Source organism: Paenibacillus sp. AK121 (assembly GCF_019042715.1).
GTDB classification, from domain to species: Bacteria; Bacillota; Bacilli; order Paenibacillales; family Paenibacillaceae; genus Paenibacillus; species Paenibacillus polymyxa_C.
Genome location: NZ_JAHPJM010000009.1, coordinates 176,583 through 202,921 on the forward strand (window position 1 = coordinate 176,583; position 26,339 = coordinate 202,921).

General features: G+C 44.8%; 25 protein-coding genes. 3 read left to right on the forward strand and 22 right to left on the reverse strand.

Annotation, left to right across the window (positions count from 1 at the left end; translation table 11 throughout):
• Nucleotides 1–38: 38 nt before the first annotated feature.
• Nucleotides 39–452, reverse strand: a complete 414-nt coding sequence (locus tag KSP24_RS17175; protein WP_058830848.1) for a DoxX family protein — start codon at nucleotides 450–452, stop codon at nucleotides 39–41.
• Nucleotides 453–720: 268 nt separating this feature from the next.
• On the opposite strand from KSP24_RS17175, the gene KSP24_RS17180 reads away from it, so the two are divergent.
• Nucleotides 721–1,260: a helix-turn-helix domain-containing protein gene (locus tag KSP24_RS17180; protein ID WP_216975968.1), complete on the forward strand. Its 540-nt coding sequence runs from the start codon at nucleotides 721–723 to the stop codon at nucleotides 1,258–1,260.
• A 111-nt stretch (nucleotides 1,261–1,371) separates the two neighbouring features.
• Here the strand turns inward: KSP24_RS17180 and KSP24_RS17185 are convergent, their stop codons facing one another.
• The 9 genes from KSP24_RS17185 to KSP24_RS17225 form a co-directional block, all read right to left on the reverse strand.
• A complete protein-coding gene (locus KSP24_RS17185) occupies nucleotides 1,372–2,376 on the reverse strand; it encodes a stalk domain-containing protein (protein WP_216975970.1) in 1,005 nt (334 codons plus the stop codon).
• A 41-nt stretch (nucleotides 2,377–2,417) separates the two neighbouring features.
• Nucleotides 2,418–3,539: a phosphodiester glycosidase family protein gene (locus KSP24_RS17190; protein ID WP_216975972.1), complete on the reverse strand. Its 1,122-nt coding sequence runs from the start codon at nucleotides 3,537–3,539 to the stop codon at nucleotides 2,418–2,420.
• Nucleotides 3,540–3,760: 221 nt separating this feature from the next.
• Nucleotides 3,761–5,227 carry a potassium/proton antiporter gene (locus tag KSP24_RS17195; RefSeq protein WP_216975973.1) on the reverse strand — a complete coding sequence of 489 codons (1,467 nt, stop codon included), beginning with the start codon at nucleotides 5,225–5,227 and terminating at the stop codon, nucleotides 3,761–3,763.
• Between the two features lie 201 nt (nucleotides 5,228–5,428).
• Nucleotides 5,429–6,817 carry a class II fumarate hydratase gene (gene fumC / locus KSP24_RS17200; protein WP_025678927.1) on the reverse strand — a complete coding sequence of 463 codons (1,389 nt, stop codon included), beginning with the start codon at nucleotides 6,815–6,817 and terminating at the stop codon, nucleotides 5,429–5,431.
• Between the two features lie 168 nt (nucleotides 6,818–6,985).
• Nucleotides 6,986–8,530 carry a 2-isopropylmalate synthase gene (locus KSP24_RS17205; protein ID WP_216975975.1) on the reverse strand — a complete coding sequence of 515 codons (1,545 nt, stop codon included), beginning with the start codon at nucleotides 8,528–8,530 and terminating at the stop codon, nucleotides 6,986–6,988.
• A 99-nt stretch (nucleotides 8,531–8,629) separates the two neighbouring features.
• Entirely contained in the window at nucleotides 8,630–9,340 is a 711-nt protein-coding gene (locus KSP24_RS17210) for a FadR/GntR family transcriptional regulator (protein ID WP_013371373.1), read from the reverse strand.
• 152 nt (nucleotides 9,341–9,492) lie between these two features.
• Complete coding sequence (locus tag KSP24_RS17215) at nucleotides 9,493–10,512, reverse strand: aldose 1-epimerase (protein ID WP_058712008.1); 1,020 nt, start codon at nucleotides 10,510–10,512, stop codon at nucleotides 9,493–9,495.
• A gap of 136 nt (nucleotides 10,513–10,648) precedes the next feature.
• Nucleotides 10,649–11,452 carry an MBL fold metallo-hydrolase gene (locus KSP24_RS17220; protein WP_064964149.1) on the reverse strand — a complete coding sequence of 268 codons (804 nt, stop codon included), beginning with the start codon at nucleotides 11,450–11,452 and terminating at the stop codon, nucleotides 10,649–10,651.
• A gap of 126 nt (nucleotides 11,453–11,578) precedes the next feature.
• Nucleotides 11,579–11,875, reverse strand: a complete 297-nt coding sequence (locus KSP24_RS17225) for a hypothetical protein (RefSeq protein ID WP_013371376.1) — start codon at nucleotides 11,873–11,875, stop codon at nucleotides 11,579–11,581.
• 163 nt (nucleotides 11,876–12,038) lie between these two features.
• On the opposite strand from KSP24_RS17225, the gene KSP24_RS17230 reads away from it, so the two are divergent.
• Nucleotides 12,039–13,271 (forward strand): aminopeptidase, encoded by a 1,233-nt coding sequence (locus KSP24_RS17230; protein WP_040103648.1) that lies wholly within the window; start codon nucleotides 12,039–12,041, stop codon nucleotides 13,269–13,271.
• A gap of 75 nt (nucleotides 13,272–13,346) precedes the next feature.
• Here the strand turns inward: KSP24_RS17230 and KSP24_RS17235 are convergent, their stop codons facing one another.
• The 11 genes from KSP24_RS17235 to bcaP form a co-directional block, all read right to left on the reverse strand.
• Nucleotides 13,347–13,838, reverse strand: a complete 492-nt coding sequence (locus tag KSP24_RS17235; protein WP_025678931.1) for a hypothetical protein — start codon at nucleotides 13,836–13,838, stop codon at nucleotides 13,347–13,349.
• Nucleotides 13,839–13,996: 158 nt separating this feature from the next.
• On the reverse strand, nucleotides 13,997–15,109 hold the full coding sequence (locus KSP24_RS17240) for a glycerol dehydrogenase (RefSeq protein WP_064964151.1): 1,113 nt from the start codon (nucleotides 15,107–15,109) through the stop codon (nucleotides 13,997–13,999).
• Between the two features lie 36 nt (nucleotides 15,110–15,145).
• Nucleotides 15,146–16,153 (reverse strand): biotin synthase BioB, encoded by a 1,008-nt coding sequence (bioB, locus tag KSP24_RS17245; protein WP_216975977.1) that lies wholly within the window; start codon nucleotides 16,151–16,153, stop codon nucleotides 15,146–15,148.
• Between the two features lie 200 nt (nucleotides 16,154–16,353).
• Nucleotides 16,354–17,655: a hemolysin family protein gene (locus KSP24_RS17250; RefSeq protein ID WP_013371381.1), complete on the reverse strand. Its 1,302-nt coding sequence runs from the start codon at nucleotides 17,653–17,655 to the stop codon at nucleotides 16,354–16,356.
• 389 nt (nucleotides 17,656–18,044) lie between these two features.
• Nucleotides 18,045–18,518 (reverse strand): spore coat protein GerQ, encoded by a 474-nt coding sequence (gene gerQ / locus KSP24_RS17255; protein WP_058830855.1) that lies wholly within the window; start codon nucleotides 18,516–18,518, stop codon nucleotides 18,045–18,047.
• Nucleotides 18,519–18,580: 62 nt separating this feature from the next.
• Nucleotides 18,581–19,003 (reverse strand): cell wall hydrolase, encoded by a 423-nt coding sequence (locus KSP24_RS17260; protein ID WP_013371384.1) that lies wholly within the window; start codon nucleotides 19,001–19,003, stop codon nucleotides 18,581–18,583.
• A gap of 119 nt (nucleotides 19,004–19,122) precedes the next feature.
• A complete protein-coding gene (locus KSP24_RS17265) occupies nucleotides 19,123–19,872 on the reverse strand; it encodes an SDR family NAD(P)-dependent oxidoreductase (RefSeq protein WP_216975979.1) in 750 nt (249 codons plus the stop codon).
• A gap of 134 nt (nucleotides 19,873–20,006) precedes the next feature.
• Nucleotides 20,007–20,402 (reverse strand): DUF2500 domain-containing protein, encoded by a 396-nt coding sequence (locus tag KSP24_RS17270; RefSeq protein WP_013371386.1) that lies wholly within the window; start codon nucleotides 20,400–20,402, stop codon nucleotides 20,007–20,009.
• 188 nt (nucleotides 20,403–20,590) lie between these two features.
• Nucleotides 20,591–20,773 (reverse strand): hypothetical protein, encoded by a 183-nt coding sequence (locus tag KSP24_RS17275; RefSeq protein WP_013371387.1) that lies wholly within the window; start codon nucleotides 20,771–20,773, stop codon nucleotides 20,591–20,593.
• 152 nt (nucleotides 20,774–20,925) lie between these two features.
• A complete protein-coding gene (locus KSP24_RS17280; RefSeq protein ID WP_129549407.1) occupies nucleotides 20,926–22,176 on the reverse strand; it encodes a WD40/YVTN/BNR-like repeat-containing protein in 1,251 nt (416 codons plus the stop codon).
• A 164-nt stretch (nucleotides 22,177–22,340) separates the two neighbouring features.
• A complete protein-coding gene (bcaP, locus tag KSP24_RS17285; protein ID WP_216975981.1) occupies nucleotides 22,341–23,732 on the reverse strand; it encodes a branched-chain amino acid transporter BcaP in 1,392 nt (463 codons plus the stop codon).
• Between the two features lie 232 nt (nucleotides 23,733–23,964).
• Here bcaP and KSP24_RS17290 point away from each other — a divergent pair, with 232 nt between their 5' ends.
• On the forward strand, nucleotides 23,965–24,894 hold the full coding sequence (locus tag KSP24_RS17290) for an L-lactate dehydrogenase (RefSeq protein ID WP_013371390.1): 930 nt from the start codon (nucleotides 23,965–23,967) through the stop codon (nucleotides 24,892–24,894).
• Between the two features lie 123 nt (nucleotides 24,895–25,017).
• Here KSP24_RS17290 and KSP24_RS17295 read toward each other — a convergent pair whose 3' ends face one another.
• Entirely contained in the window at nucleotides 25,018–26,121 is a 1,104-nt protein-coding gene (locus KSP24_RS17295) for a DUF3900 domain-containing protein (RefSeq protein WP_013371391.1), read from the reverse strand.
• Nucleotides 26,122–26,339: the final 218 nt, after the last annotated feature.

Genomic DNA, 26,339 nt, shown 5'->3' on the forward strand with positions numbered 1-26,339 from the left:
CTTTCTACATGGATTGGAGGACTAAGGATGAAACGAAATTATTGTTCTGTTGACCCACGACGACTGAACAAAGAATCCAGAGACAAGCGAGTTGTCGGTGCAAATACGAGATGAAGAGCTACCAGAATAAAAGCAATATCCAGCTCATAGCCAGCTCCTTGACCATTCCCCATCAACCCGCCGGACAATTTGGCCGTGAAAATGGCACCGATCAATACAATAACTAAAAGTCCGGATACATAGCGAGTAAGCAATCCAAGAATTAATGCAATCCCGCCGACCAACTCAATCACCGCAACGACATAACCTAAAAATCCTGGGACGCCAATGCTGGAAAACCAGCCTGCTACATTACCCAACCCCATTTGGAATTTAGCAATTCCGTGTACCAAAAACAAAATTCCGAGCGCCACCCGCATAATTGTAGAAACGTTTCTGCTTGCTGAACTCATGTTATCTCTCCATTCTGTTTGTTTTATTACACTTATACAAGCGTATATGAATAATTAATTTATATTACTAATAATTTAGTTAAAAAAATAATAACGTTCGAATCTATACGGCAACATATATGTGTGAATCAAACTTAATTATTAGTAATAGTAATAATTATTTTGTAATGTGAATTTAGCATAAGAAACTATAGTCTGTCAACAAATTATTTGGTATGATAAATAATAAATTAGTATACATTATATTTCCCAAAAGGAGGAACGCTCAATGGGTATAGGATGCAACATTCGTGCCGCTCGTAAACGTAAAAATTTATCCATCCAGCAAATATGCGAACGAACCGGACTATCTCAAGGGTTTATGAGTCAAGTAGAAAATAATAAAACCTCCCCTTCCATCGCTACATTGGACAGCATCGCTAATGCGCTTAATGTACCTCTCGCTTTTCTGCTTCTTAAAGAAGAGGAACGAATGCAAGTGATTCGCAAGGACGAGCGCCGTAAAACGTTGTATGGTAAAAACAAGCTCCAGGTCGATCATTTGGGAGGGCAGGGTAACGTCAAAATGATGCTCGTTGAAATGCCGCCGGGCTCATCTACAGAAGAAGAGCATGCTCATGCAGGAGATGAGATTCATTTTATTTTGGAGGGCACAGTGTACGTGGAGCAGGGCGAGGATTCAACTACTCTGGAAGCAGGAGATTCCTTTAGCTGGAGAGCGGCCATCCCCCACTATGCCAAAAATGTAGGAGAAAACAACGCTCGTATTCTGATCTCCGTGTTCCTCGAAGCAGAAAATGATGCCTAATCAAGATTTGAGCACATCACAATATCAATTCCCCATATCATCGCAAAAAGCGTGTACCTGGAAGTTAAATTAACTTCAACGATACACGCTTTTTTGTAGTAGCTGTTTAACTTATTCCATCGCCTGCTGGGTATCTGTACGCGATTCCCACGGCAGCTTGAAGGTTTTCATGATCTTTTTGGCATTGGCTGAGAGTACGGTTACCGGATCACCAGTCATTCCCAGCAGTTCTTCTTTTTTATCTATAGTAACACGCCCATAAAAAGTAGTGCTGCTATCTCCCCATCCTGTAGTATACTTGTAGATCAGCGGCTTATTAAATTTCGGATAGGTTCCCCACTGATCTTTGGCTTTATTGGCCAAAAACAGCTCCAGCGGATCGTATTCCATCGTAAAGGTATTATCAAAAGGAGCTCCCATATACCCTTGATAGGTGACCATCGGAAAATCGTCCTTCACTTCAACCAGACTCAGCACATCCCCGTCCACTGTAAAATACCGTAATGCTTCACCTTGAGGAAACATGTAGACACTAGACAAAAGCTCAGTGTTGGGACGGTGAACTTCTATATAAGGATGAACAGAACGTGTTTCTAAGTGGATTAACGCTTCGCGTGCTGCTACGAGATCCCCCTCATACAATTGTTCTTTTAGTTTACCGTGAATCGGTGGCTGGATCTGAATCTGTGTGTTTGTCTTCTCCAACGTATAACCTAATTCAAGCGACACATCTCTAAGAGGTACATATACATCTTTACCTACAACCTTAAAAATCAGTTGCTGCTGGTTCTTACGTAATTGCTCTTTAAGAATTAAGGGTTCTGCCCACTTTTGCAGCGTAATCTGCTTTTGTTTAGCGTCCCAATGGTAGCTTGCACCCACAGCTTCAGCGTATGGTTTGAGAGGTACCATCAGCTTACCGTCGATCAATAGCGGTTTGATTTTGTTGTTTAAGGGCTGACCGGCTATAACAATCTCTGTTAGCTGTGTTGCTTGAGGTGCTGTGGTTCCCTGTTTAGCCGCTTCGGCGTCTCCTTGGTGCATTGTTGTCAAGAGTAATGGTAGCATCAGCAAGGCGACAAACAATCGCTGAAATCCTGTTCGATCTAGCTTCATTATTAGTCTCCGTTTACTGAATAGACTTGTTCATTCCCGCTCTATTTCTTTTTGGCTGCATCAATGTCTCCAGGTCTCATCCCTGCCCATATGTTCGGGATACTGACGGTCTCTGGATGCTCAAATACGAGAAACGCAGTCGGCAAATACCGTTCACCGTATTCAGAGGAAGGCTTGTTGACAATGGTGTTGTCCTTGACGAGCACGGTTGACGAACCTCCATCCAGATTAGCACCGATAACCGCTCCATGTTTAAGTAAAATATTTTGCATATCATACAAGTTGGCACCGATGCTGTACCCAGGCTGGCGACCGTCGACGGTTACAAAAATAATTGCCCCGTCTGCTCTCTGCCCCATTGCAGTTCGGGGAGCAATTCCCCATCCCTCGCTTGCATTGCGAATCAGACCTTTTCCATTCACGATTAGGCGTGGCTGAAAGGTAACCGCTTCTTGCACATTCATTTTGGACAACTCGGACAACGAATAGTGGCCGGCTATCATTTTTCCCTGTTTATCAATACCTACGATTTGAACAGAGGCATTTTTACCCATATCGTTGTAGTATATCTGACCCTGAGAAATGACAACACCAATCGGTTTAAAGCCATTCCCGTTCCAGTTGGGATCAGCGAATCCACCGCCATTCACCCCAGCAACAGCCCCCAAACGCTCGACCATGCTAGATACATGTTCTCCCCGGCCGACTTTAGCAGGAACCCCGAGCCTAATTTTAGTGGGGTCATGCACCGTCATAACATAGCCATGATAGTTACGACCTGACACCTCTTCCACTTCAACCAATGGCGTTTGTTGTACTTTAGTAGGTATCAGATCAGGCAAGTTGATTGTATGTCTATCCTTCTCTTCACCCATCTCTTCGAACCGGGCCGAATATTCAGCCACTCGTTGCTTCGCCTCTGCTTCGCCGATAAAATATTTCGCCCAGTGACGATGCTGAGTCGTAATCAGCGTGTCTGCAGCCAAATAGCGCATGTCCTTGCCAGAAGGGGTTAAAAACAACCATGCACCACCTCCAATTCCCGCTAACAGGAATACAATAAAAAGTCGCAGCATAAAGCGACCAAATTTTCCTTTCCGTTTCTTTTTCTTATTTTTCTGCCTGCGAGCTGCTGCACGCTGTGGCAAGACTTCCGGTTTCATTCATCATCTCTCCTGTTTGGTGACTTCTATCGTATTTCATCACTATTGCCCATCAAATGATCAGTAACGATAGGCTGCGACATCTAACGACAATATCATAAACTAATTTTGTAGAATGATAGTGTCAATTTTTTAACAGATTCATCCACTCTGAAAAAGAATACAGCAAAAAGCCCTTCACATAAATGTGAAGGGTTGTAACTATAGGGGGGATATCCGATTTACGGAGCAGCCTCCGGTTCGAGCAGCATGAACAGCTCTTTCATCTGCTGTCGCTTGAGTTTGGGACTAAGCACATACAAAGTATCGCCCGGTTCAATCACGGTCGTGCCTCTCGGGGCAATAATTTGCTCGTCCCGAATAATGGCTGTAAATAAGATATCTTCAGGCAGCTGTATATCCTGAATCGCCTTGCCCGCTATCGCCATCCCCTTTTGTACCTGAATGTGGTTGATTTCCGAAGTGGTTTTTCCCAGAGAAACTAATTCCAGCAGTGAAGGAGACGATGTCTCGTTAGGGTCCATCAAGCCAAGCTTCACCGCTAGCCACGAGATTGTAGTACCTTGGATAATCGCAGAAGTGAGCACGACGAAAAATACAACATTAAAAAATAAAGGTCCTACATCCATTTCATCCAGTAATGGATAAGTTGCTAGTACAATGGGTACCGCCCCCCGCAATCCTGCCCAGGATAACAGTGTCTTCTCGCGTACAGAGTACCTGGAAAAAAGCAAGCTTAGGAACACGCCTATTGGACGAGCCACGAGCATGAGGATGAAGGAAAGCGCCAAGCTTTGCCACGCGATACCCAGCAATTGATCGGGAAAGACCAACAAGCCGAGCAGGACAAACATCATAATCTGCACCATCCAGGCGAAGCCATTGTTAAAATGAATAATGGATCGCTTGTAGGTTAAGTCGGAATTTCCCAATACAATGGCCATGACATAAACCGCCAGCAATCCGCTCGCCTCCAGTAACGATGCCGCCGCATACGTCAATACCGCAAATGCCAATGCCATCACAGGATACAAACCGGATGAATCAAAATTCATTTTATTAATCGCATATACACCTAAGCGTCCGAGTACAAAACCAACGGCTAAACCAAAACCCATTTCCCATAAAAACAACAAGATATGTATCCAAATGGATTGTTCAGGGTGATGTATCAGCTCAATCAATGTTACTGTGAGAAATACAGCCATCGGGTCATTGCTGCCGGATTCCGCTTCAAGCGTCGAGGTAATTCGCTTTTTGATGTTTTTACCTCCTAAAACGGAAAACACTGCTGCCGCATCCGTCGAACCAACAATAGCGCCAAACAGCATGGATTCCATCCAGCTCACGCCTAAAATAAACTTGGCGCAGACGCCAATGACTACAGTCGTAATGATGACTCCTAACGTTGATAATGACAACGCAGGTCGAATTACTGGCTTAACATCTGCAAACTTTGTCTGCATCCCGCCTTCAAACAAGATTACAATGAGCGCAAGAATGCCCACCAGCTGTGTGATAAAGGCATTATCAAAATAAATAAACTGACTGAGCACCATGCCTACGGCAATAAACAAAACAAGCGCAGGCATACCGAAACGGCTGGAAAATTTGGTAGTCAGCACACCGACCAGCAGCAAGCCGGACAGCAAAAGCACAATCAAATTAATCACGGTTGTCTGTTCCATACGGCTTCTCCTATCTTGAAAATAAATGTTCATTTTTTCGCCTTCTAACTATATACCCTCAAATCACATAGAATACTAATCTTAAGTAAAAAAAATTATAGGAGAAAATTAAAAAATCCAGCTCATGGTCTGTGCTAAATCGGCACTCCATAAGCTGGTCTGTAATTTTTATAGGTGTTAAGCTGCGACAAATGTTGTGCTTTAGGCTTTAGGATGAATCATATGCGCTGGTACAACATATTGGTCAAACTGCTCTTCAGTCAGCAGTCCGCTACGGAGTGCCGCTTCCTTTAGAGACAGTCCTTCCGCATGTGCAAGTTTGGCGATTTTAGCGGCATTTTCATAGCCGATATGTGGATTCAATGCTGTCACCAACATCAGTGAATTATTCAAATTGTGCTCAATCTTAGCGAGATCAGGCTCGATGCCGACGGCACAGTTGTCATTAAAAGCAATGATGGAATCAGCCAGCAGATGAACTGATTGCAAAAAATTGTATATGATTACTGGCTTAAACACATTCAGTTCGAAATTTCCTTGACTTGCTGCAAAGCCGATGGCTGCATCATTACCCATGACTTGCGTAACGACCATCGTTAGTGCTTCACTCTGGGTCGGATTTACCTTACCAGGCATAATGGAGCTACCTGGCTCGTTAGCAGGAATCGTGATTTCGCCCAAGCCGCTCCGTGGACCACTAGCCAACCAGCGAACATCATTGGCGATTTTCATCAAATCTGCAGCTAACGCTTTGATTGCTCCATGTACAGCCACCACTTCATCGTGACTGGTCAGTGCATGAAATTTATTAGGTGCAGAAGTGAACGTTTTACCAGTGAAGCCGGATATTTCCGCAGAGGTTCGGGAACCAAACTCTGGATGAGCATTAATTCCTGTACCCACTGCTGTTCCGCCAATCGCCAGCTCCTTCATATATTGAACCGTATCGACGATCATTCGTTTGCTTTTATCCAGCATGGCATACCAGCCGCTGATTTCCTGACCCAGTGTTAGTGGTGTCGCATCCTGTAAATGGGTTCGGCCAATTTTGATGATATCCTTGAATTGTTCTGACTTCTGTTGAAAAGTCTCTTTCAGCTTATCAATGGCAGGCAACAAACGGTCCTCGACGGCAATAACACCTGCTACATGAAGGGCTGTAGGAAACGTATCATTTGAGCTTTGTGACATATTCACATCGTCATTCGGATGCAGCTTCGCATCTTTTCCCTGTTCTTGAAGCCATTGGCTTCCCAGATGAGCAATCACTTCATTGACATTCATATTGGACTGCGTTCCGCTCCCTGTCTGCCATACAACCAACGGGAAATGGTCATCGACTCGTCCAGCTAAAATTTCGTCCGCTGCATAAATAATGGCGTCCTGCTTTTCCTGAGATAGCTTACCCAACTTATAATTGCTGATCGCCGCACTCTTTTTGAGCACCGCGAACGCCTGAATGACCTCTAATGGCATTTTCTCCGAGCCAATCGGGAAATTTTCCTTACTGCGCTGTGTTTGCGCTCCCCACAAACGGTCTGCCGGTACTTTGATTTCGCCCAACGTATCCTTTTCAATGCGGTAGTTCAACTCATTTCCTCCTCTTGGCCTATGTAATTCAGACAAAATATGGTGATCTTCTTTGCCTATTATACATTAAATTTCAGATGTTATCATATATTTTGCAAGCGCTTTTTTTACAATAGGGTCAGAGGAGAGACAGAAGAAAAAATTCAGCTATGAGCTTGATTACCAGTCTCAGCTAATCGTGATGTTGCTTTTGGCATGAACTTCTTTTCTGCCCAGTAGCTTGTTTAGTGCGTCGATATAAGCTTTAGCGCTAGCTTCCAAAATATCTGTACTTGTACCTCTTCCCAGTGCTGTGTATTCACCTTGCCTCAAAATAGCGTGGACTTCCCCCAACGCATCTTTGCCGTACGTTACAGACTGGATGGAGTAATCCTCCAATTCCACCACTTCCCCACTGGCCTTGTCTATCGCATTGAAAATCGCATCTACAGAACCATTCCCCATCGCTACTTCATCAATCGATGTACCATCTTGCTTATTCAGCCGTATGGAGGCGACCGGGACCGACTGATTACCATAAGACACCTGAATGGAATTTAGCGTGTAAATTTGAGGCGAGGCATTGCGGCTTTCATCCATCAGGACGAGTAAATCTTCATCCAGCACCTGTTTTTTCTTATCCGCCAAGGCTTTGAATTTGTGGAACGCATCCTGAAGCTGTTCCTCTGTCAAAACATCAAAGCCCATGTCCGCCAGCTTTTCCTTAAACGCATGACGTCCCGAATGCTTGCCTAATACAAGTTTACTCGTCTTCAGACCAATGCGCTCAGGGGACACGATCTCATACGTTGTACGCTCCTTCAGCATTCCGTCCTGGTGGATACCGGACTCATGTGCAAATGCATTGGCCCCCACAATAGCCTTGTTTCCTGGTACCGACATCCCCGTACGTTTGCTTACCAATCGACTGGTGGCATACAGCTCCTCCAAAATCAGACTCGTTTGTGCACCATAGAGATCGGTTCTCGTATCAAGGGCCAATGCGACCTCCTCGATAGGTGTATTTCCGGCTCGCTCACCGATGCCATTAATGGTACCTTCAAATTGATCTACACCGTTACGGATAGCTGCCAGCGTATTGGCTGTTGCCATGCCAAGATCATCATGACAGTGTGTGCTAAGCTGTATTTTTTCGATACCTGGTACTTGTTGTTTTACGATTCTAAACATTTCTCCAAATTGATCTGGCGAGGCATATCCCACCGTATCCGGCAAATTGACGACGGTCGCCCCAGCGCGAATTGCCATATCTACAACTTCACAAATAAAGTCCAACTCGGTACGACTGGCATCCTCTGCCGAAAATTCTATCTTGCTAAAATACTTGCGTCCATAACGAATGGCAGCGGCAGCGGTCTCTAATACCTTCGCTTTATCCATTCGCAGCTTATGCTGGCGATGAATAGGTGAGGTAGCTAGGAACAAGTGAAGACAAGCGTCCTCCGCCCCCCGTAGAGCTTCTCTGACCGCATCTATATCCTGCTCTTTCGAGCGTGCAAAACCAACCAGTGTTGCTTGGGTGACCTGTTTGGCAATTTTCTGCATGCTGACGATCTCACCAGGTGAGGTTGCCGGAAAGCCAGTCTCAATCCGATCTACGCCTAATTTTTGAAGCTGAAGAGCTATTTCCACCTTTTCTGTGCTGGTTAAGCTAACTCCTGGTGATTGTTCTCCATCTCTTAACGTTGTGTCCAACACCCATATTTTTCGCATACAGATACCACCTTTGGTTTGATTTTAGGAGATGCTCAAAGTAGAAGGTTTAAACATCATTTTATTCATCTGATCATCTGATGTTTAAGATTAAAAAAATTAAGAACTTCCCATATGCTTTTGCAGCTCCAGCTTGGTGCCGTCCAAATGCTGAATACTATACAGTTCTGCAGCTTTGCCATCCTGCTCCAAGATCGCTTCATAAATTTTTTCATGTTGAAGTGTAAAATGATTTTGCATTGCTGGATCGGTAATCAGATTGCTCAGCGCCTTGCGAATAGCCTCTACAAAGCTGCGGTAGACGTCCGTAAGCACCTTATTGCCTGTAGCTGCTGCAACAGCCAAGTGAAAAGTGATATCCGCATCCAAGTACCCATTCATATCTCCAGCGGCCAATGTCGCAGCTCGACGGTCCAGCGCCTCCCGCATCAAGCGTAAATCTTGGTCATTACGACGTAACGCAGCTAATCTGGCAATCTCCAGTTCCAGCACGCTCCGCACTTCATAAACTTCAATAATTTCAGCGCGACTTAGTCGGTAATCCAATGGTTCTTGAGAAGTCGTTGGTTGGCAGACAAAGGTTCCGTGTCCTTGCTTTTTCTCTAATAGACCGGCATGCACCAGTACGCTAACCGCCTCACGAACTGTAGATCGCCCGACTCCAAATAGCTTCATAAGCTCGGGTTCCGTTGGAATCCTAGTGCCCACATTCCATTCACCAGCAGCAATTTTTCGTTGCAGCTGCTCAGCCACTTCATCGGCAATTTGCTTGCGTTTGACGGCTTGAAAAGGCACCATTTCATAATTCATCTGATCATCTCCTGTTTCGTATCATACTATGACACATTCTTTTCTGCAACCTATTTCACCTTCCTTCCCCATTATCTTTTATATAAGACCTTACCAACCGAAAAAGCTTGCACCGTTCATCACGATGCAAGCTTATGAGGATAGAGAACACATTAAGATTTCGTTTTATTCGGAGTAACACAATACAGACGGCTGGTTGTTTCAAAAATATGCCCCGGAGCCAGTGCAATTAACCCGATGTCTTCCGCAGGCAAGTCTGGTCGATTCGGCGCATTGATCATGTTCATTTGCGGTTCAGGACAGATAAATTCCTTGTTCGCTTTGTTGTTCCAGATCATCCAATGCTTATAAGCAGTGCCTACATCGTATACAAGGGTAGCACCTGTCTTACTGTGTGTGAGTTCCATGTAGTTACGTCCATTTTGCGGAGCCGCCGTATAATGATTATCCATAGAGGCAAAATAAGGGCTAACTCCTGTTGTCTTCATCAATTCCTCTTCCGGGGATAACGGTTGGAACTGCCCAGTGGCCAACAATCGATCTGTCAGCTCACGCCGCTCACCGATCGTAACCTTAATCTTGTAATCCTCAGGCGAGCTATCAGGTACAAACGGTACCCGAATGGCTGTGTGAAAGGCAAACAAGTTGGGAATCGGCTGATCCCCCTCGTTATGAATCACATAACGCTGATGCAGGCCGAATTCGTCCAGGCTGTACGTCAGCTTCATTGTAAAGGTGAAGGGTAAATAACGGAACATAGGATGCCCTTCCCTTACATGCTGATTCATTACTACATAACTACCTTGCTCCCCGGAACCGTAGTCCTCAACCTCCCACCGAACGGTGTGTAAAAAGCCGTGCAAATGGTTATGGGTAGCCTCTTCATTAATTGGCAGCTCATATGTAACACCATTCCACAGGAATTTTCCATCCTCATACCGATTCGGAGGGAACAAAAAAGGAATTCCGTAAACGGATGGGCTTTGCTTAAAAGCCTCTATGCTCTCAGCATCCGGCTCACGTAGAAAAGAATATCCCGCCTCATTGTCACGAAAAGAAATCAGATTTGCGCCGTTTCCTGGCAGGGCAACCGCTTCATATCGTCCAAATTTAAGACGAATCGCCGGTATTCCATAATAAAGATCACCAATTGCAGTATGCTGTTGTGTCATCAAAAATCCTCCTTGATGAAATGACGATGTTTAATGAAAGCGTTTAGCTTTTGGCTTGACTATACCATGTCCAGCAAAAAAATTCCACGTCAACACAAAAAAACGATGCCCCGCAAGGCATCGTCCTTCACACATATTACACATAGCGTCCCTGTTTGGGTACTGCCATGTGTTCGAAATTCCCAGCCAGCCGTTCCAACTGATCGGTCAGCTCGGTACCTTGCATGAAATGTCCATGCCCTGTAACTGCAATTGCGGGCTTTAAACCAGCTAACATTTTCACTGATCGCTGTGCAGCTTGCCAATCTGTTGTAAAATATGCAGGCGGTCCGTGGATTTCTTTTTCCTGTAAAAGCACAGCCAATGCCGATTCCTGCTTTACCGTGATAAAAGCGTCACCAGCCACCATTAAGCGTCTCTGCTCATGAAAAAGCGATACATGACCAGGCGTATGTCCTGGTGTATGCAGCCACTTCCAACCAGGGGCGCCGGGGATACTGCCATCTTTGGGCAAGGAGGTGATGCGATCATCGAGATCTATAGCATCATTGGGGTACAAAAAGGAAATTCCCGACATCAAACCTCCCCCCACACTAGGGTCAGGTTTTTGATAATCTTTCATTCCCGTCAAATAAGGTAGTTCCAAAGGGTGTGCATAGACAGGCGTACCCCAATGCTGTACCAACTCAATAACCGAACCTACGTGGTCAAAATGACCGTGAGTAAGCACAATAGCAACCGGAGGACCCGTAAACCGTTCCTCAGCCAGGCGTATAATCGAGTCTGTGAATCCTGCCATCCCCGTATCCACCAGCACCCAGGATCGGCTTCCCGGCTCTCCGATAAAACACACATTTACAAACAGCGTCCGTAAGCTCAGGAGATCGGGAGCAGCCTCTTCATTTGCCGTCATTCCTTCGGTGAACAGATGATTTGCCAAAGCTTCACCCTCCTATTCACATGGAATTTCTTGTTATACTCGACCTATAGGCTTCCCCCATGTCAGCAGATTATGCGGACACTGCTAAATATAATCCGCTTGTCACGAAAATAGACCATGTTTACATTACTCAGGTAATTTACTCCATGCCGCATCCAGCAAATAGTCGAAAAGATCATCATTCTCTTCAATCCAGCTATCCATCTGTAGCATTTCTTCCTCCAAGCGCGGCTCTCCAGCAAAATGGAGACTATAATCCCACTCCTTTCCCTTTTTACTGTGGAAGGTAATTTCATATATAGAACTCTGTCCGTCTACTCCAAATACCACTTGACCTAAATATGCACCGTTCTCATCTCTTGTCATTTGTGCCTGTTGAATATGTACTTCTTTCAATTCCTGAGAAGAATTTTGCTCTGTCATTTATTTAACCGCCCTTTCATTTTCACTAAAAAGTACCAAAACTGATTTGTGAACCTTTTCGTTACATTGTACAATATATAAGCTATGTGTGGAATTTGCAAAAAAACTGTGCAAATTACCCTATTCTTATTTGAGGCTTTTTCGTGAAATGGAGGAAAGTTACATGTCAGATTTTCAACAAAAATTGCAGAAATATGCGGAATTAGCCGTTCGAGTGGGCGCGAATGTCCAACCTGGGCAGACACTTATCGTTCATGCGCCAATCTCGTCCGCCGAACTCGTACGACTTATCGTTAAATCAGCGTATACTGTCGGAGCCAAGCTGGTAAAAGTAAAATGGAGTGATGAGACGGTTACCCGATTACAGTATGAACTAGCTCCTGATGAAACTTTTAATATTGCTCCCAAATGGTACGCAGCCGAAATGACTGAAGAAGTGGAAAATGGCGCTGCAGTACTCCATGTCATTGCCGAGAATCCTGATTTGCTTCAAGGGATTCCGTCCAGCAGAATTACCGCTGCCCAGCGTGTGCGATCACATGAATTACGGCAATACCGTGAATACCAAATGGCTGACAAGTTCAGCTGGTCTCTGATTGCTTATCCTTCAGCAGAATGGGCAGCCAAAGTGTTCCCTGATCTGCCAGCTTCCGAGCAAATGGATAAACTGTGGGAAGCCATTTTCAGCACTGTACGTGTGGATCTGGACAACCCTGTGGAGGCGTGGAATGAGCATTTGAAAACTCTTTCCAGCAAAGCTGATATTTTAAACTCCAAACGCTATAAAAAGCTGCATTATCTGGCTCCAGGTACAGACCTCACCATCGAACTTGCAAAAGACCATCTGTGGGTAGCAGCCGAAAGCATCAACCAACAGGGACATAGTTTTGTAGCCAACATGCCTACTGAAGAGGTATTTACTGCTCCACTTAAAACGGGAGTAAACGGTAAAGTCAGCAGCACCAAGCCACTCAGCTACAGTGGCAACATTATCGACAACTTCTCACTGACCTTTGAAAATGGACGTATTGTCGATGTACAGGCCGAAACCGGCTTGGAGACTCTCCAGCATCTCGTAGAAATGGACGAAGGTTCACACTACCTGGGCGAGGTTGCGCTCGTGCCTCACAAGTCACCGATCTCTGACAAAAATATTTTATTCTACAATACATTGTTTGATGAAAATGCCTCGAACCATCTGGCTATCGGTAATGCCTATGCATTCAACCTTAAAGGTGGTAAAGATATGACTCAAGAGCAGTTGGCTGCCAACGGTCTGAACTCCAGTCTGACTCACGTCGACTTTATGATTGGTTCAGGTGAAATGGACATCAACGGCGTTACCGAAGACGGTACTGAGGAACCGATCTTCCGTAAAGGAAATTGGGCGATCTAACACGGCAAAAAAGGCTCTCACCGCTTCATGCGGGAGAGCCTTCTTGCTTCGTCCGTTAGGATATGTTACCTATATTCACAGTGTATTAATCCAATAGTTCGCTGCAAGTCCAAAAACGATTTGTACTATGCTGATGATGAAAAAGACAATAAAGCAGCTTACGACTCTTCGATTAATGGTTTGATGTAAGGATAAAGATGATTTCACATAGAACATACTACCTAATATCCCTAAACACAGACCAAAGACGCCTGCAAATAACCACCCTATAACCAAGCTGACCACGACAAAAGCCCAACTCCAGCCCGGAGCCTTACTTACTGGAACATAAGGTTGATTGGACCCAAGATATATACCGTTCACAGCTAAATCTGCTTTGTTGCCAATGACTACAACATTCAGAGCTTTCTCCTTTAATCTTATTGGAAAATCAATCAAGTTTAAAAATGCGTTCTGGCTTTTCACCTTCTGCTCGCTACCATTCACAATGACTTTTCCACCGTTAAAGCCACGCTTATACTCAATAGTATATTGAGTACCTTGATCTTCTACATTCCACTTTGCCATCGCTAAACTCCTCTCAAAATTTAGGGGAGCCGTAAATATACTCCCGGGATTTCCTAATTATGTACCATGAAAATCATACCATAAGCTGCAAGTTAAATAATGGAAAAAGGCCGCTTATTAGCGACCTCTGAACCTACTTTATTAGTATGGGATTAGTTTCAATATCCAATTTTAGCCTTGTAGGCAACTGAATACTGGTCAGCTGCTAAGATTGCATCAAGCACATCATCCGCTGTAACAGCAAATGGTAAATTGTGAGCTGTTTCGCCTTCTTTGGTAGCAGCCTGAGCTACCCGGTACAAATCCTCTCGTGAGGCTTCTTGCAGCTTAATGTCTTCCAGCGTAACAGGCAGGTCCAGTTTTAGATAAAAATCAATATACCGCTCCACCTCAGTTAAAGGTCTTTTTTCCAAGGCAAGCTGTACTAAGGTGCCAAAGGCTACTTTTTGACCATGCGTCAGGTGATGAATGTCTCCTTCGAGTACGGTAAAACCGTTGTGAATGGCATGTGCGCCTGCCAAGCCACCGCTTTCAAAACCCAAACCACTTAGCAACGTATTGGCTTCCACCACCGCTTCAAGCGCTGGTGTAACAACTTTGCGTTTCACAGATTCATAAGCTTGCAGTCCGTAATCGAAAAGAACTTCCTCGCACTTGGACGCAATGGCTTCTGCCGCCAACGTTGGCAAGCCGCCAGCCATAGTGGTAGCACGAGCTTCAATGACTGCGCGGGCTTCAATCCATGTTGCCATAGCATCGGCAATACCTGAGGAGAGGAACAAAGGCGGTGCTTGAGATATGATTTTCGTGTCAACCAGGATTAAGCTTGGATTTTTACTGAAAAAGGAATACGTATCAAATGCACCCTCATCGGTGTACAAAACAGATAGTGCACTGGTGGGTGCGTCTGTAGAGGCGGTCGTTGGAACAATCACAACTGAGGAATCGAGTAGCTCATTAACGGCTTTGGCGGTATCCAACGTTTTACCGCCACCTACACCAATGACAATATCGACCTGGCCGCTTCGTCCCTCATCAGCAATACGGTTTACTTCATTTTTGGATGCTTCTCCTTGAAACTCAACCTTTACCACCGTAATCTCGGCCTGTTCTAGACTTTTGACCACCCGATCGGCTGCAATCTCCCAAACCAGCTTGTCCGCAATAACCAAGGCCGTATGACCTAAAGGCTTAACATATTCACCTGTTTTATCAATCACATTTTTCCCTTGCACATATTTACCTGGACTAATAAATACTTTTTCGCTCATCATTCAACTCTCCCTTCCATGTTTGTACAATCTCTATTATACGGCTGAAAGAGCACACATCTCAATTTCAAAGCCAAGATCTTCTATCATTTGATGATCAGCGGTAACTTCTTGGCCTTCTGTCGTTAAATAATCTCCTACAAAAATCGAATTTGCTGCATAAAGGGATAGCGGTTGTAATGAACGCAGATTTAACTCCCTTCCGCCTGCAACGCGTATTTCCTTGGATGGACAGATGAACCGGAACAGTGCCAATACCTTCAAAGCTTGGATCGGCGAGATCCGCTGTGCTTCTCCTAAAGGGGTTCCGGGGACTGGGTTCAGGAAATTAATCGGAATAGAGTCGGCATCCAACTCTCGTAAGGCATAAGCCATTTGAACGATTTCCTCATTCGTCTCCCCCATACCGATAATAACGCCAGAGCATGGAGACATTCCGTGTGATTGAGCCATTTTCACAGTTTCGACGCGTTGATCATATGTATGTGTGGTTGTAATCGAGGGATAGTTGGCCTTGCTTGTATTTAAATTATGATTGTAACGGTGTACCCCCGCATCTGCCAATCGCCGTGCTTGATCTCCCTTGAGAATCCCCAAGCAAGCGCAAATCTTGAGCGGCATGGTACGAGTAATTTCCTGTACAGCATCAATTACCTGATCCAGCTCCCGATCTGTCGGACCTTTGCCGGAAGCTACAATGCAATATGTCCCTGCTTTTCGTGCTACGGCTTCCCTTGCCCCAGCCAACAGTGATTCCTTGTCCAGCATACTATACTTGCTGACAGGTGCCGTGGAAACGATGGATTGTGAGCAATAACTACAATCCTCCGGGCACAGACCACTTTTGGCGTTCATGATCATATTGAGCTTTACTTTTTTTCCGTAAAAATGATGCCGCACCTTAAATGCAGCTTGCATAATCGGTAATATTTCTGCATCGTCCGCTTCCAGTACCCCCGTACCTTCTTCCAGCGTCAGATTGCTGAAATGGATCGCTTTTTCAGCTAATCGGCCCCAATCTACATCCTTATTGAATAAATTCATATTTCTTCCTCCCTCATTTAAATGAACATGTAACCAGATGAGATTTTTAGCGTAAGGAAATTCGCTCTATTGTCAACCTATTGATATGCGATTAGGTTGACAATAACACGAATATCATATCAATTCATATCCTTTATGTAAAGAAGGCAAATTAAAAAGCGACCCCACATCATTGAAGGTCGCTTTCCATATTTATTCCATTATGAGACTCCTGCTTCCTCCACGACGATAGGCTGTTTAATTAGCCGAATACGTGAAATCCGCTTGTTTTCAACTTCTTCCACAATGAACATACATCCTTCAAACACTACAGACTGGCCTGGCTGTGGAGGAATAACCTCTACATGTGAGTACAGCCAGCCTCCTACTGTATCATAATCCTCATGATCAAGATCCAGTCCAAAACGATCGTTCACTTCATCAATTAATAACATACCGTCAATGGAAAATTCCTCGTCATTAATCTGCTCACAACTCGGACGTTCTTGGTCGAACTCATCCTGAATTTCACCGACGATTTCTTCCATAATATCTTCCAGCGTTACCATACCCGATGTGCCACCGTATTCATCAATCAAAATTGCAATTTGCGTCTTGCTACGCTGCATGCGTTTGAGCAGATCACTAATTTGCGTTGATTCAGGAACAGCAAGAATCGGGCGAATCATCGTACGGGTATCCAGCGTGTTTGCACGTAGAAGATCTTTAATATGGATAAAGCCGATAATATGGTCCTTATCTTCGGCGCAGATTGGATAACGGGTTCTCATGCTTTCCGTCGCAATCGCGAGATTTTCTTCTGTAGACTCATTACTGTATAAACAGATCATCTCCGTGCGCGGAATCATGATTTCCCTGGCGGTCGTGTCGGCAAAATCAAATATATTATCAACAAGCGCCAATTCCGTATTATCAATTAGTCCGCTCTTATTGCTTTCTTTCATCAGAATGCGTATTTCATCCCCCGTATGCGCGGAATCATCGTATTCGGATACCGGCTCCAGACGAAATAAACGCAGCAGGCTGTTCGCCATTCCATTCAACGCCCATATGAATGGATACATCAACTTGTAAAACCAAGTCATCAGCATGGCCGAATACAGCGTAATAGTCTCAGATTTACGAATAGCTATCGTTTTGGGTGCCAATTCACCCAATACAATATGCAGAATCGTAATGACAATAAATGCAATGACCACGGCAGTACCGTGCACGTATACCGCCCCCAAGCCAGCGGCAGTAAATATAGGTTCAATCAAATGTGCGATGGCCGGCTCTCCGATCCATCCCAGTCCCAACGATGCTAGGGTAATACCCAATTGGCAAGCAGACAAATAAGCGTCCAAATTGTGTATCATATTGGCGGCGTATACGGCCTTTTTATTGCCCGCCTCCACCAAGGTTTCTATACGGCTGCCCCTAACCTTCACCATGGCAAATTCCGCAGATACAAAAAATCCATTCAATAATACTAATGCAAAAACAATAAATAAGTTAAACATACTCGGTAAAGGGTCACTCAATATGCTCCCCATCAGCCGTCATTACGGCAGACAGGCGCACCTCCTTCGGATAGTTTCATCATAGACAGAACGATAACACATCATAAGCAGCGTCAACTTCCCAACACATTCACCCCTTCCGGCTTCCCTAAGCCATATTCCGCAAAAATGATTAAATCATTTATCAGCTTATATTTAATTATATAACTATACTCTATACAGTCAAACCACAAGCAATGTCAGAAAAATCAATCCCTCTATCATTTAGGTCGGAAAGCTCTCATTTTCGCCTCTTACCACCAAGAAAGCAACTATATTTGAGAAAGAATATAAACAAAATACATCCCCTGCCGTCTGGCAGAGGATGTAAACTCATATATATGAAGGCATCAGCGAACCGGAGATCCGCCCGGGTTCCCGATGACGCCGGGATATTGGTACAACAATGGCTCATCAAAAGTTGCATAATCCAGGTTTAACATCAGCAGAATGGTCCGTTTGCCTGTCGCCGGATCACTAATAATAATGTGGTCCCGACCTGCTGCTTCTAGAATGCCTTTGAATATTTTAGCATTCCATTCCCGGTTATTTTCATAGGTCATATAAAAGGTTCCCGTTTTGCCCAAGTTCAAGCGTAAAATATTCTCGATGTATGATTGCTCGTATTGCGGAGTCTGAACCTGCACCACTGTACCCGTTGGTGTCATAGGGCTGCCACTACTTACTTGAGGTGGAAAGCCAGTCATAGGTTGCATAGGTTGCATAGGTTGCATGGTTCCGGTTGGAGCCATCCCTCTTGGCCATTCGGGATATCCATTACCGGAAGCATAAGATACGGGACGGTAAGCTTGCTGTGAAATCATGTAAATTCCTCCTAAGATGGTTTTAATTTAACTTTAATTCTTCAAGCCATTCTGAAAGGTGTCTAATATACATTAGGACAGTCCTGTGCAGTCGGGCTAAAAAAGCAGTGGGCTTTAAAGCGTCCGGTATTGGTCTGGTTATACCAGGTACCCGGGCATTCACCAGCCGGTCTGAAAAACCATAATGCATTGGATGCCGGACGTATTTTTTCTCCATTAATTACACGCTGGGCAAGTCGAATGTCCCGATCACGGGCTTTCTGATAAAAATACCCCTTCTGAGTAGCTTCAAAACCTCCGGGGCTTTGAAACACCATGTCATTCATGAGGCGTATCCCTTGGAAATCCAGGCAATTGGATAAAATTCGGTTCACACCGACATTACCAACCATGAGCATTCCCATCTCACCTTCACCTTCGGCCTCAGCCCGCATCAGCCGGGCGAGGGTCCTCACATCCCCTGAGTTGGTCTTGATTACAGCCATCGCGTCCCCTCCTTGCTTCTCAATCACATACCCTATCCTATGGTACAAATGCCCAATAAGTGACAGTCCAGAAAATAAAAAAATAGCCCCAAAAATGGGACTACTTATTTAGGCTTTTATCATGGCTCGTAAACCATCTTACGCGTCATGCCACCATCGACCACCAAATTCGTGCCTGTTACAAAATCATTGTCCGGTTGTGTCAAATACAGACAGGCTCGTGCGATGTCTTTAGGGGTCCCTACTCGTCCAGCCGGGTGCTGTTGATGGTCTTCAGCACGCAATTGCTCGTAATCCCCGGTTTCAATCCATCCTGGACTAATACAATTGACCTGAATCCTATCCTTTCCTAGCGATATGGCCATCGCGTGTGTAAGGGCGGCTATGGCTCCTTTGGATGCCGCGTAGGCTTCTGTATCCGGCTCTGACATGAAAGCTCGTGTAGAGGTCATATTAACCACTGAGCCCCCTTCTGCGTTCCGCTTCATTACCTTAGCCGCTTCTCTTGTTGCAATAAAACAGCTGCGTACGTTTGTGTTCAAAATGTCATCCCATTCTGCTACGGTTAACTCATATGGAGATTTCCATCTGGACACGCCTGCATTGTTAATCAATGTATGAATTGTACCGTATTCTTCTTCCGTGGCACGGATCAGCGCTACAATATCTTCTTCCTTACGCACATCACAAGGGATAAAAATGGCCTGATGACCCTCGTTCCGGACTGCTGCAGCAGCTGCGGCGCCCTCTTCCTCATTGCAGTCAGCAAACACGACTCTGGCACCCTGAGCAGCGTAGGCAAAAGCGACCTCTTTCCCGATACCATGCGCTGCTCCTGTTACAATAACAACTTGTCCTTCAAATGACACGACTTATTCCTCCTCTGAACTACTCTGTTTTAGTATATATGTACCAAAATGTGCCGTACAAGAAACATTCACAGCCCCCTACCCTGACTCCTAGCAGAAGGCTGTAAATGAGCATGAATATTTTTGACTGAATCCTACATTTTAACCTGCTCCAAACTATAGCGATTAAGACGCTGAAATCCAATATACCTTGTACCTTGAAAAGTAAGCCGTCCCTCATCCCCTTCAGCACATTGACCATATTCTTCCCCAGATACTTTGAACTCCATCCGGTCGCCACTCTCCACCTCAAAGGTTACATAATAGAAGGTATAGGTACGAGTGCCTTGTTCCTCCTGGCGCCTCTGTTGGAGATGTGTCCTTCTGGCCGTAATGCGGGAACCCACCGTCAACACAGGCTGCCGCTTGTTCCGGCTCCATTCCATGACTTCCCTGCCCGCAGACAACACGACAATACCCAACACAACTACGAAAAATACGGGCAATACCGTACCCAGCCAATCGAACATCCATAATGACTCAAATCCCATGCACCGCACTCCTCTCCGCCAGGCATTCCACAGGGAAACCACCGGGCATCCTGACCTGCCTCAAGCCTTCTATAACAGTATATGTATGTTGCTGCCCAAATTTGATAGTAACCCTCAAGAACGCCAAGAGCCTCCACGGATTAATCCGGGAGGCTCAAGATATGGCGATATCAGAATAGCTCATCGATTTACACATGTACAAGCTGGAGATAACGTTGTGTTTCATCCAGAACTTCATGATCTTCTTCCTCGGCGTAACGCTCTGCGCATTGCTTGCAGTCCTCTTCAGTCGTGCAACCGTAGGCATCCTGACAAGTGTAGCAAAATTGAAGGTAGTATTGGGTTAACATATGATCCTGATTCGCTCTCATGATTATCACTCCTATCGTTGTTTACAGGTTTAGTATAACAGTGGCTTATTTGTTAGTTTGTGATTTTTTTCACATGTTGTCGTATAAAATTTAAATTTTTTAAAAATAAAACGCCCTGGGAAGACATCCCAGGGCAATCACCTTTATCGTGATTATAAAATCCTCCAGTTTGCACCACCGTCCGTTGTTTTTAACAGCAGTGATTTCTTGTCGTCTAGTCGTTCCAAAAGCAGCCAACCTACCGATGAAGAAGCAAAACGTAGCTTGACTGATCGTGGATAGTCTTTTAGCTTCGAAGGCAGCACCTTGTTGCCTCTGAGACTTGTCCACGTCTTCCCTCCATCCATTGTACGGCTCATTCCGTTTACGGTTATAACCCACCCTTCTTTATCGCTTAGAAAGGTACGCCCAGGAGTTATAGAAGTATTATTGCTACTCAGACCCAATGGCACATCATTCCATTGTGTTCCTGTATTATTCGTAAATAGCCCGTTATATTTTGTACCTTTATCCCCGTAGCAGAGAACCGGAATCCAATATGAAGAACTGTTACCTTCAAGAGACTGCTGAGCTTCTGCCTTAGCCTGAGGGCAACCCTGCATGCTGTTAGCGACCGGAGTCCACGTTTTCCCTAGATTCGAAGTTTTATACAACTTCACCCTGCTGTCCACATTAATCGCCACAAAACCCTGATTGTTGGAAGAAAAGCTCATTCCCGCCACACTGCCCTGATCGGGTAAACCTGAGCCTGACTTGTTGGATGTCATACCAGAACTTTGGGCAACTTTATTCCACGTGGCTCCTCCGTCGGTGGTGTGATACAACATTTTTTGTTGATCCTGCTCATTCAGTTTTATATAAGCCATGATCCAGCCTGTAGTTGGATTTACATATTGAATCGAGCTTACATGGTCTCCGCTTGGTAGCGCTGATACATCCCAGCTCTGTCCTCCATCTGACGTTCTTAGAATGACCGTTGCTGTTTGGTCCAGATTTTGACGGACAACCCAACCGTGACGGGAATCTGTGAAGCTGATATCCTTGCCATATTCAAGCTTGTCTTGAAATTGAACATTTTCGGAGGGAGAAATATTATTCCATGTTTTCCCACCATCATGGGTATCATAAAGGCGCAGCTCATTATGGGTAACTCCCCAAACCAACCCTTTATTGTTATCGATTAAATGAAAATCCGCGATTCGTGTTTGTACAACATATTTGGCGTTTGGATCACCCGCCTTCGGGGTCACCGGCGGATTAATAGTTATCGTCTGTCCCTGGTCATCTGGTTCCTCAATCGAAGGTTTAGTTACAGTTTTTGGGGTTTCAGCAGAACAGGCAGTTAGCAAAATACCCGTCAACAGCATTACTCCTCCCAAGAGCGCACGCCAGCGCAGTTTCATATCAAAATCCTCCCTCGATGGCATGCGGTAATCACGTGCCAAAAGCTTATCTGAAACAGAATTATACCATAAACACCCCTATGTGACACTTTTCGCGTAATGACAAAAAAAACCGGCTCCTTCACAAAAGTGAAGGATACCGGCTTTTTTTATACTAATATTGTTCAGGATTTATGGTTCAACAAACTTTTGTGATATCCATAGAAGAAATAAATCAGTAATCCAAGCAGTAGCCACACGATAAATCCGATCCAGGTGCTGATATGAAGCTGAAGCATCAGACCGATGCAAACCAAAGCACTCAGTAGCGGAAGCAACGGAACCCATGGTACGGTAAACCCTCTTTTCAAATCCGGGCGTGTCTTGCGCAGAACGATGACCCCGACCGAGACTACAGCAAAAGCGAACAGAGTTCCAATACTCGTTAGATTGGTCAGTGCATGCAACGGGAACAAGCCGCTAGCCAATGCGATAATGCTACCCACCAGCCATGTACTTCGAATTGGTGTTTGGGTTTTGGTATTTATTTTAGATAAAAAAACGGGTAAAAGGCCATCACGTGACATGGAAAAGATTAATCGTGTCTGGCCGTACAACAGAACCAGTAAAACGGTCGTCATCCCTGCAATCGCACCGACTGAAATTAATCCAGCTACGAAATCCTGATGAATAAAGCGGAGAGCAAACGCAACCGGGTCACTAACGCCCAACTGCGTATAAGGTACCATCCCCGTTAGCACAACTGAAACGGCAATATACAATATCGTGCAGATGGCTAGAGAAGAGATAATGCCGATGGGCATGTTCCGCTGCGGATTGCGTACCTCTTCGGCTGCAGTTGAGATAGCATCGAAACCCAGATAAGCGAAAAATACGATTGCCGCAGCACTTAATACACCAGAAAATCCATAAGGCAAAAATGGTGTCCAGTTGGCAGGCTTAACATAAAAGATTCCAATCGCAATGAATAACAGTACAACCGCAACTTTGACACAAACCATAATGAAATTGAATCGGACCGTTTCCTTGGCTCCGAGACTTAGCAACAGTGTAATGAGCATGATGATGCACACCGCTGGCAGATCAATAATGGTCCCCTTGGTCGAATCAAAGGCTGCGGTTAAAGCTAACGGTAGATGTATATCAAATCCGGCCAGCAAGCCTTGAAAGTAAGCAGACCAGCCACTACTCACAGAGGCGGCCGCTACTCCATATTCCAGAATCAAGTCCCAACCCAGTACCCAGGCCAGAACTTCTCCAAAAACAATATAACTATATGCATAAGCGCTCCCAGCCGCGGGAACTGTAGATGAAAGCTCTGCATAGCACAAGGCTGCCAATACGCAGGCAATCCCTGCAATAACAAAAGAAAGCATCAAGCCGGGACCTGCATTTTCTGCTGCTGCCTTGCCAGTAATAACAAAAATCCCTGTCCCGATGATGCATCCTACTCCTAGCATGGTGAGATCAAAAGGCCCCATTGTTCTCTTTAAGTGACCTGTAGATCCGCTTTCCTCGTGCGAGAGCAGTCCTGTTTTTTTTCGAAATAAGTCCATATTCCTAATCCTCTTTCCATAATTTCATGCGTCAATATCGGTGCTGCAACGCTTTAGTGCGTGTTCTTATCATTCGATTAATTATTAGCGAGCTCGCCTTTGAAGTCAAGGAAAAATGTCATATTTCTTTGCGGTGGGTTAGTATATAGGGTACACTAAGTTGGAAAGATAAATTTTTAAGTAATATCCCAAAATGAAAAGGTATACAACCCGAGAAGGAGATGAGGATTTTATGAGCTTAAAACCTTACAAACGAAGTAGAGTGGCTATTGTCGGCATGGGAGCGGTTGGCACAACAACCGGCTACACCCTGCTGCTGCGCCAACGCATGCAAGAACTTGTCTTTATTGATGTCAACGTCAAAAAGGCGAAGGGGGAAATGCTCGATATGAATCATGGGCTTCCTTTTCTCGGCGGTGTCAAAGTATGGGCGGGTGATTATGAAGACTGCCGTAATGCAGATATCATCATTGTTGCAGCGGGAGCTTCACAAAAGCCGGGAGAAACACGTATTGATCTTCTCAAGCGTAATGCCGAAATTTTTGAAAGTATTATTGATAATATCGTCAAGGTCAATACACATGGCATTTTGCTGATCGCAACCAATCCAGTGGACATTCTCTCCTACATCTCTTGGAAACGCAGTGGTTGGCCTTCAAGCAGAGTCATTGGATCAGGAACGTTGCTGGACAGCGCACGCTTCCGCTATCTGATCGGGAAGCAAAAGGGCATCGATCCACGAAGCATCCACGCCCATATTATTGGAGAACATGGTGACTCTGAGTTACCTGTATGGAGCACAGCCAACGTGGCTGGAACTCCACTGGAGTTGGACGAAGGAACGAAAAATGAAATTTTTGAGAATACGAAGAATGCTGCCTATGAAATTATAGATGCCAAAGGCGCTACATCCTACGCCATCGGGCTGGCTCTTGACCGTATCGTAGCCGCTATTCTCGGAGACGAGGGGTCGGTACTTAATGTGTCCACCCTGCTGGAAGATTATAACGGTGTATCTGACGTTTATTTAGGTGTTCCAAGTATCGTGGATCACAATGGAGTACGTGAAATTTTGGATCTTCCGCTCAATGACGAGGAACGTGCAAGGTTCGTTCAATCTGCGGACAAGCTGAAAGATCAAATTAGTAAAGTGCATATGTAATTCAGTAAGTCAAGAATATAAATGCTAAACAAAAACGGACCTCCACAGCGGATACATCCGTTGTGAGGTCCGTTTTTTTATAATATAATTTCGTTCGTTTGTCGCCCTGCTATGCGTTCCAAATTACCAAGGTGGTGTATCGCCATCCACACCCTCATTTTCATGCTGCCTTTTCTCTTTCAGCCGCTCAGCCACTGTTTCAAAGGATTCAGGTTGTAGTAGTTCAATCGGAGAAAATCCCTTTTCAAACGTAAATGCATCACCTTCAATAATAAGTGCATATCTATCATGAAGTTTTGTGATATGCAGCTTGGCACCAAAGTCGGATAGTAAACCACGCACAGCCGTATCATCCAGTTTGAAACGAACTTCAATTTCCGGTTTTAGCTCGACAATATGCTGCGCAGCCTCTACGACCTGAAGGGGTTCCCACTTCCCTTGCAAATCCCGTTTTTCGCTGGCTGCCCACAGTTCCAGATCGCGCTCTTCCTGCTGTCTTTCCTCATTAGATGCATCCGGCCATTTGGTTTCTACATAGTTCTGAACAAAGCCCATGACATGCTCATTAACGATTTCCGGCATGGATTGCTCATAAGTGACGAATTTCAAAAAGTCTTCAAAATACCGTGCATGCGAAGACTGATGTATTTTAAGCTCCCATTCATCGTTCATACCCTCCTCCAGCATGTAAGGATACATGATGGATTTCATATTACGGGCTGAAATCGCCATTTCGACCTCACTTACCAGACTACTCTCAGTAATCCGTGCAATTTTAGGTTCAAAATCACATTTGAGTACAAAAATAAACGGGTCGTCAGAGTGGGTATTTAATGTAGCCTGTACAATGATCAGTGCTCCACCTCGTACCGCGCTTGTATCCAAATACATCCGCACCAGATCATCACATGCATTTTTAAAATCTTCCTTATCCTCTGCTGCACGTAGTCGGGCGAACATATTGAAATTCGGATTACTGCTCAGTTCATGTTCCGGTTCGACGATAAAGCGGCCAATTTTGGTCGGTGCCTGCTCTGTGCTGGGATTTTTTTCAACCTTTCGCTTGCTAATACGAGCAAATTCCCCGTCCAGAAATTTTTTGACATCACTCTCGTCGTAATCATAGTCATCCATTGTAGCATAATGCTTGTAGGACTTACCGCCTTGTCCTTCTTTTCCGTCTACCTGAATCACAAAAAAAGATAAAAAGTCCACTTGAAAGTTCATTTACGTTCTATACGCTCCTTTTCAGGCATGTACGCGTAATTATATCACTATGATTTTAAAAGGTACATCGGATTCAGATTCTGATAGATAAAGATGCGCTTATTAGTTAACATAATATTAATTATGTTCATCTATTTTATTTGAGTATAATTTCCAATTTATAAATATGTAGTGACTCATTCCCTTCTATTCTAATCCGCATTCTTTAGCATGATTGA

Excerpts from the sequence above, each read along its gene's own strand:
- KSP24_RS17175 (WP_058830848.1), bottom strand. The coding sequence starts at position 452 with ATGAGTTCAGCAAGCAGAAACGTTTCTACAATTATGCGGGTGGCGCTC.
- KSP24_RS17180 (WP_216975968.1), top strand. The coding sequence starts at position 721 with ATGGGTATAGGATGCAACATTCGTGCCGCTCGTAAACGTAAAAATTTA.
- KSP24_RS17185 (WP_216975970.1), bottom strand. The coding sequence starts at position 2,376 with ATGAAGCTAGATCGAACAGGATTTCAGCGATTGTTTGTCGCCTTGCTG.
- KSP24_RS17190 (WP_216975972.1), bottom strand. The coding sequence starts at position 3,539 with ATGAAACCGGAAGTCTTGCCACAGCGTGCAGCAGCTCGCAGGCAGAAA.
- KSP24_RS17195 (WP_216975973.1), bottom strand. The coding sequence starts at position 5,227 with ATGGAACAGACAACCGTGATTAATTTGATTGTGCTTTTGCTGTCCGGC.
- KSP24_RS17205 (WP_216975975.1), bottom strand. The coding sequence starts at position 8,530 with ATGCGAAAAATATGGGTGTTGGACACAACGTTAAGAGATGGAGAACAA.
- KSP24_RS17210 (WP_013371373.1), bottom strand. The coding sequence starts at position 9,340 with ATGAATTATGAAATGGTGCCTTTTCAAGCCGTCAAACGCAAGCAAATT.
- KSP24_RS17215 (WP_058712008.1), bottom strand. The coding sequence starts at position 10,512 with ATGACACAACAGCATACTGCAATTGGTGATCTTTATTATGGAATACCG.
- KSP24_RS17225 (WP_013371376.1), bottom strand. The coding sequence starts at position 11,875 with ATGACAGAGCAAAATTCTTCTCAGGAATTGAAAGAAGTACATATTCAA.
- KSP24_RS17230 (WP_040103648.1), top strand. The coding sequence starts at position 12,039 with ATGTCAGATTTTCAACAAAAATTGCAGAAATATGCGGAATTAGCCGTT.
- KSP24_RS17235 (WP_025678931.1), bottom strand. The coding sequence starts at position 13,838 with ATGGCAAAGTGGAATGTAGAAGATCAAGGTACTCAATATACTATTGAG.
- KSP24_RS17240 (WP_064964151.1), bottom strand. The coding sequence starts at position 15,109 with ATGAGCGAAAAAGTATTTATTAGTCCAGGTAAATATGTGCAAGGGAAA.
- bioB (WP_216975977.1), bottom strand. The coding sequence starts at position 16,153 with ATGAATTTATTCAATAAGGATGTAGATTGGGGCCGATTAGCTGAAAAA.
- KSP24_RS17250 (WP_013371381.1), bottom strand. The coding sequence starts at position 17,655 with ATGTTTAACTTATTTATTGTTTTTGCATTAGTATTATTGAATGGATTT.
- gerQ (WP_058830855.1), bottom strand. The coding sequence starts at position 18,518 with ATGATTTCACAGCAAGCTTACCGTCCCGTATCTTATGCTTCCGGTAAT.
- KSP24_RS17260 (WP_013371384.1), bottom strand. The coding sequence starts at position 19,003 with ATGGCTGTAATCAAGACCAACTCAGGGGATGTGAGGACCCTCGCCCGG.
- KSP24_RS17270 (WP_013371386.1), bottom strand. The coding sequence starts at position 20,402 with ATGGGATTTGAGTCATTATGGATGTTCGATTGGCTGGGTACGGTATTG.
- KSP24_RS17275 (WP_013371387.1), bottom strand. The coding sequence starts at position 20,773 with ATGAGAGCGAATCAGGATCATATGTTAACCCAATACTACCTTCAATTT.
- KSP24_RS17280 (WP_129549407.1), bottom strand. The coding sequence starts at position 22,176 with ATGAAACTGCGCTGGCGTGCGCTCTTGGGAGGAGTAATGCTGTTGACG.
- bcaP (WP_216975981.1), bottom strand. The coding sequence starts at position 23,732 with ATGGACTTATTTCGAAAAAAAACAGGACTGCTCTCGCACGAGGAAAGC.
- KSP24_RS17290 (WP_013371390.1), top strand. The coding sequence starts at position 23,965 with ATGAGCTTAAAACCTTACAAACGAAGTAGAGTGGCTATTGTCGGCATG.
- KSP24_RS17295 (WP_013371391.1), bottom strand. The coding sequence starts at position 26,121 with ATGAACTTTCAAGTGGACTTTTTATCTTTTTTTGTGATTCAGGTAGAC.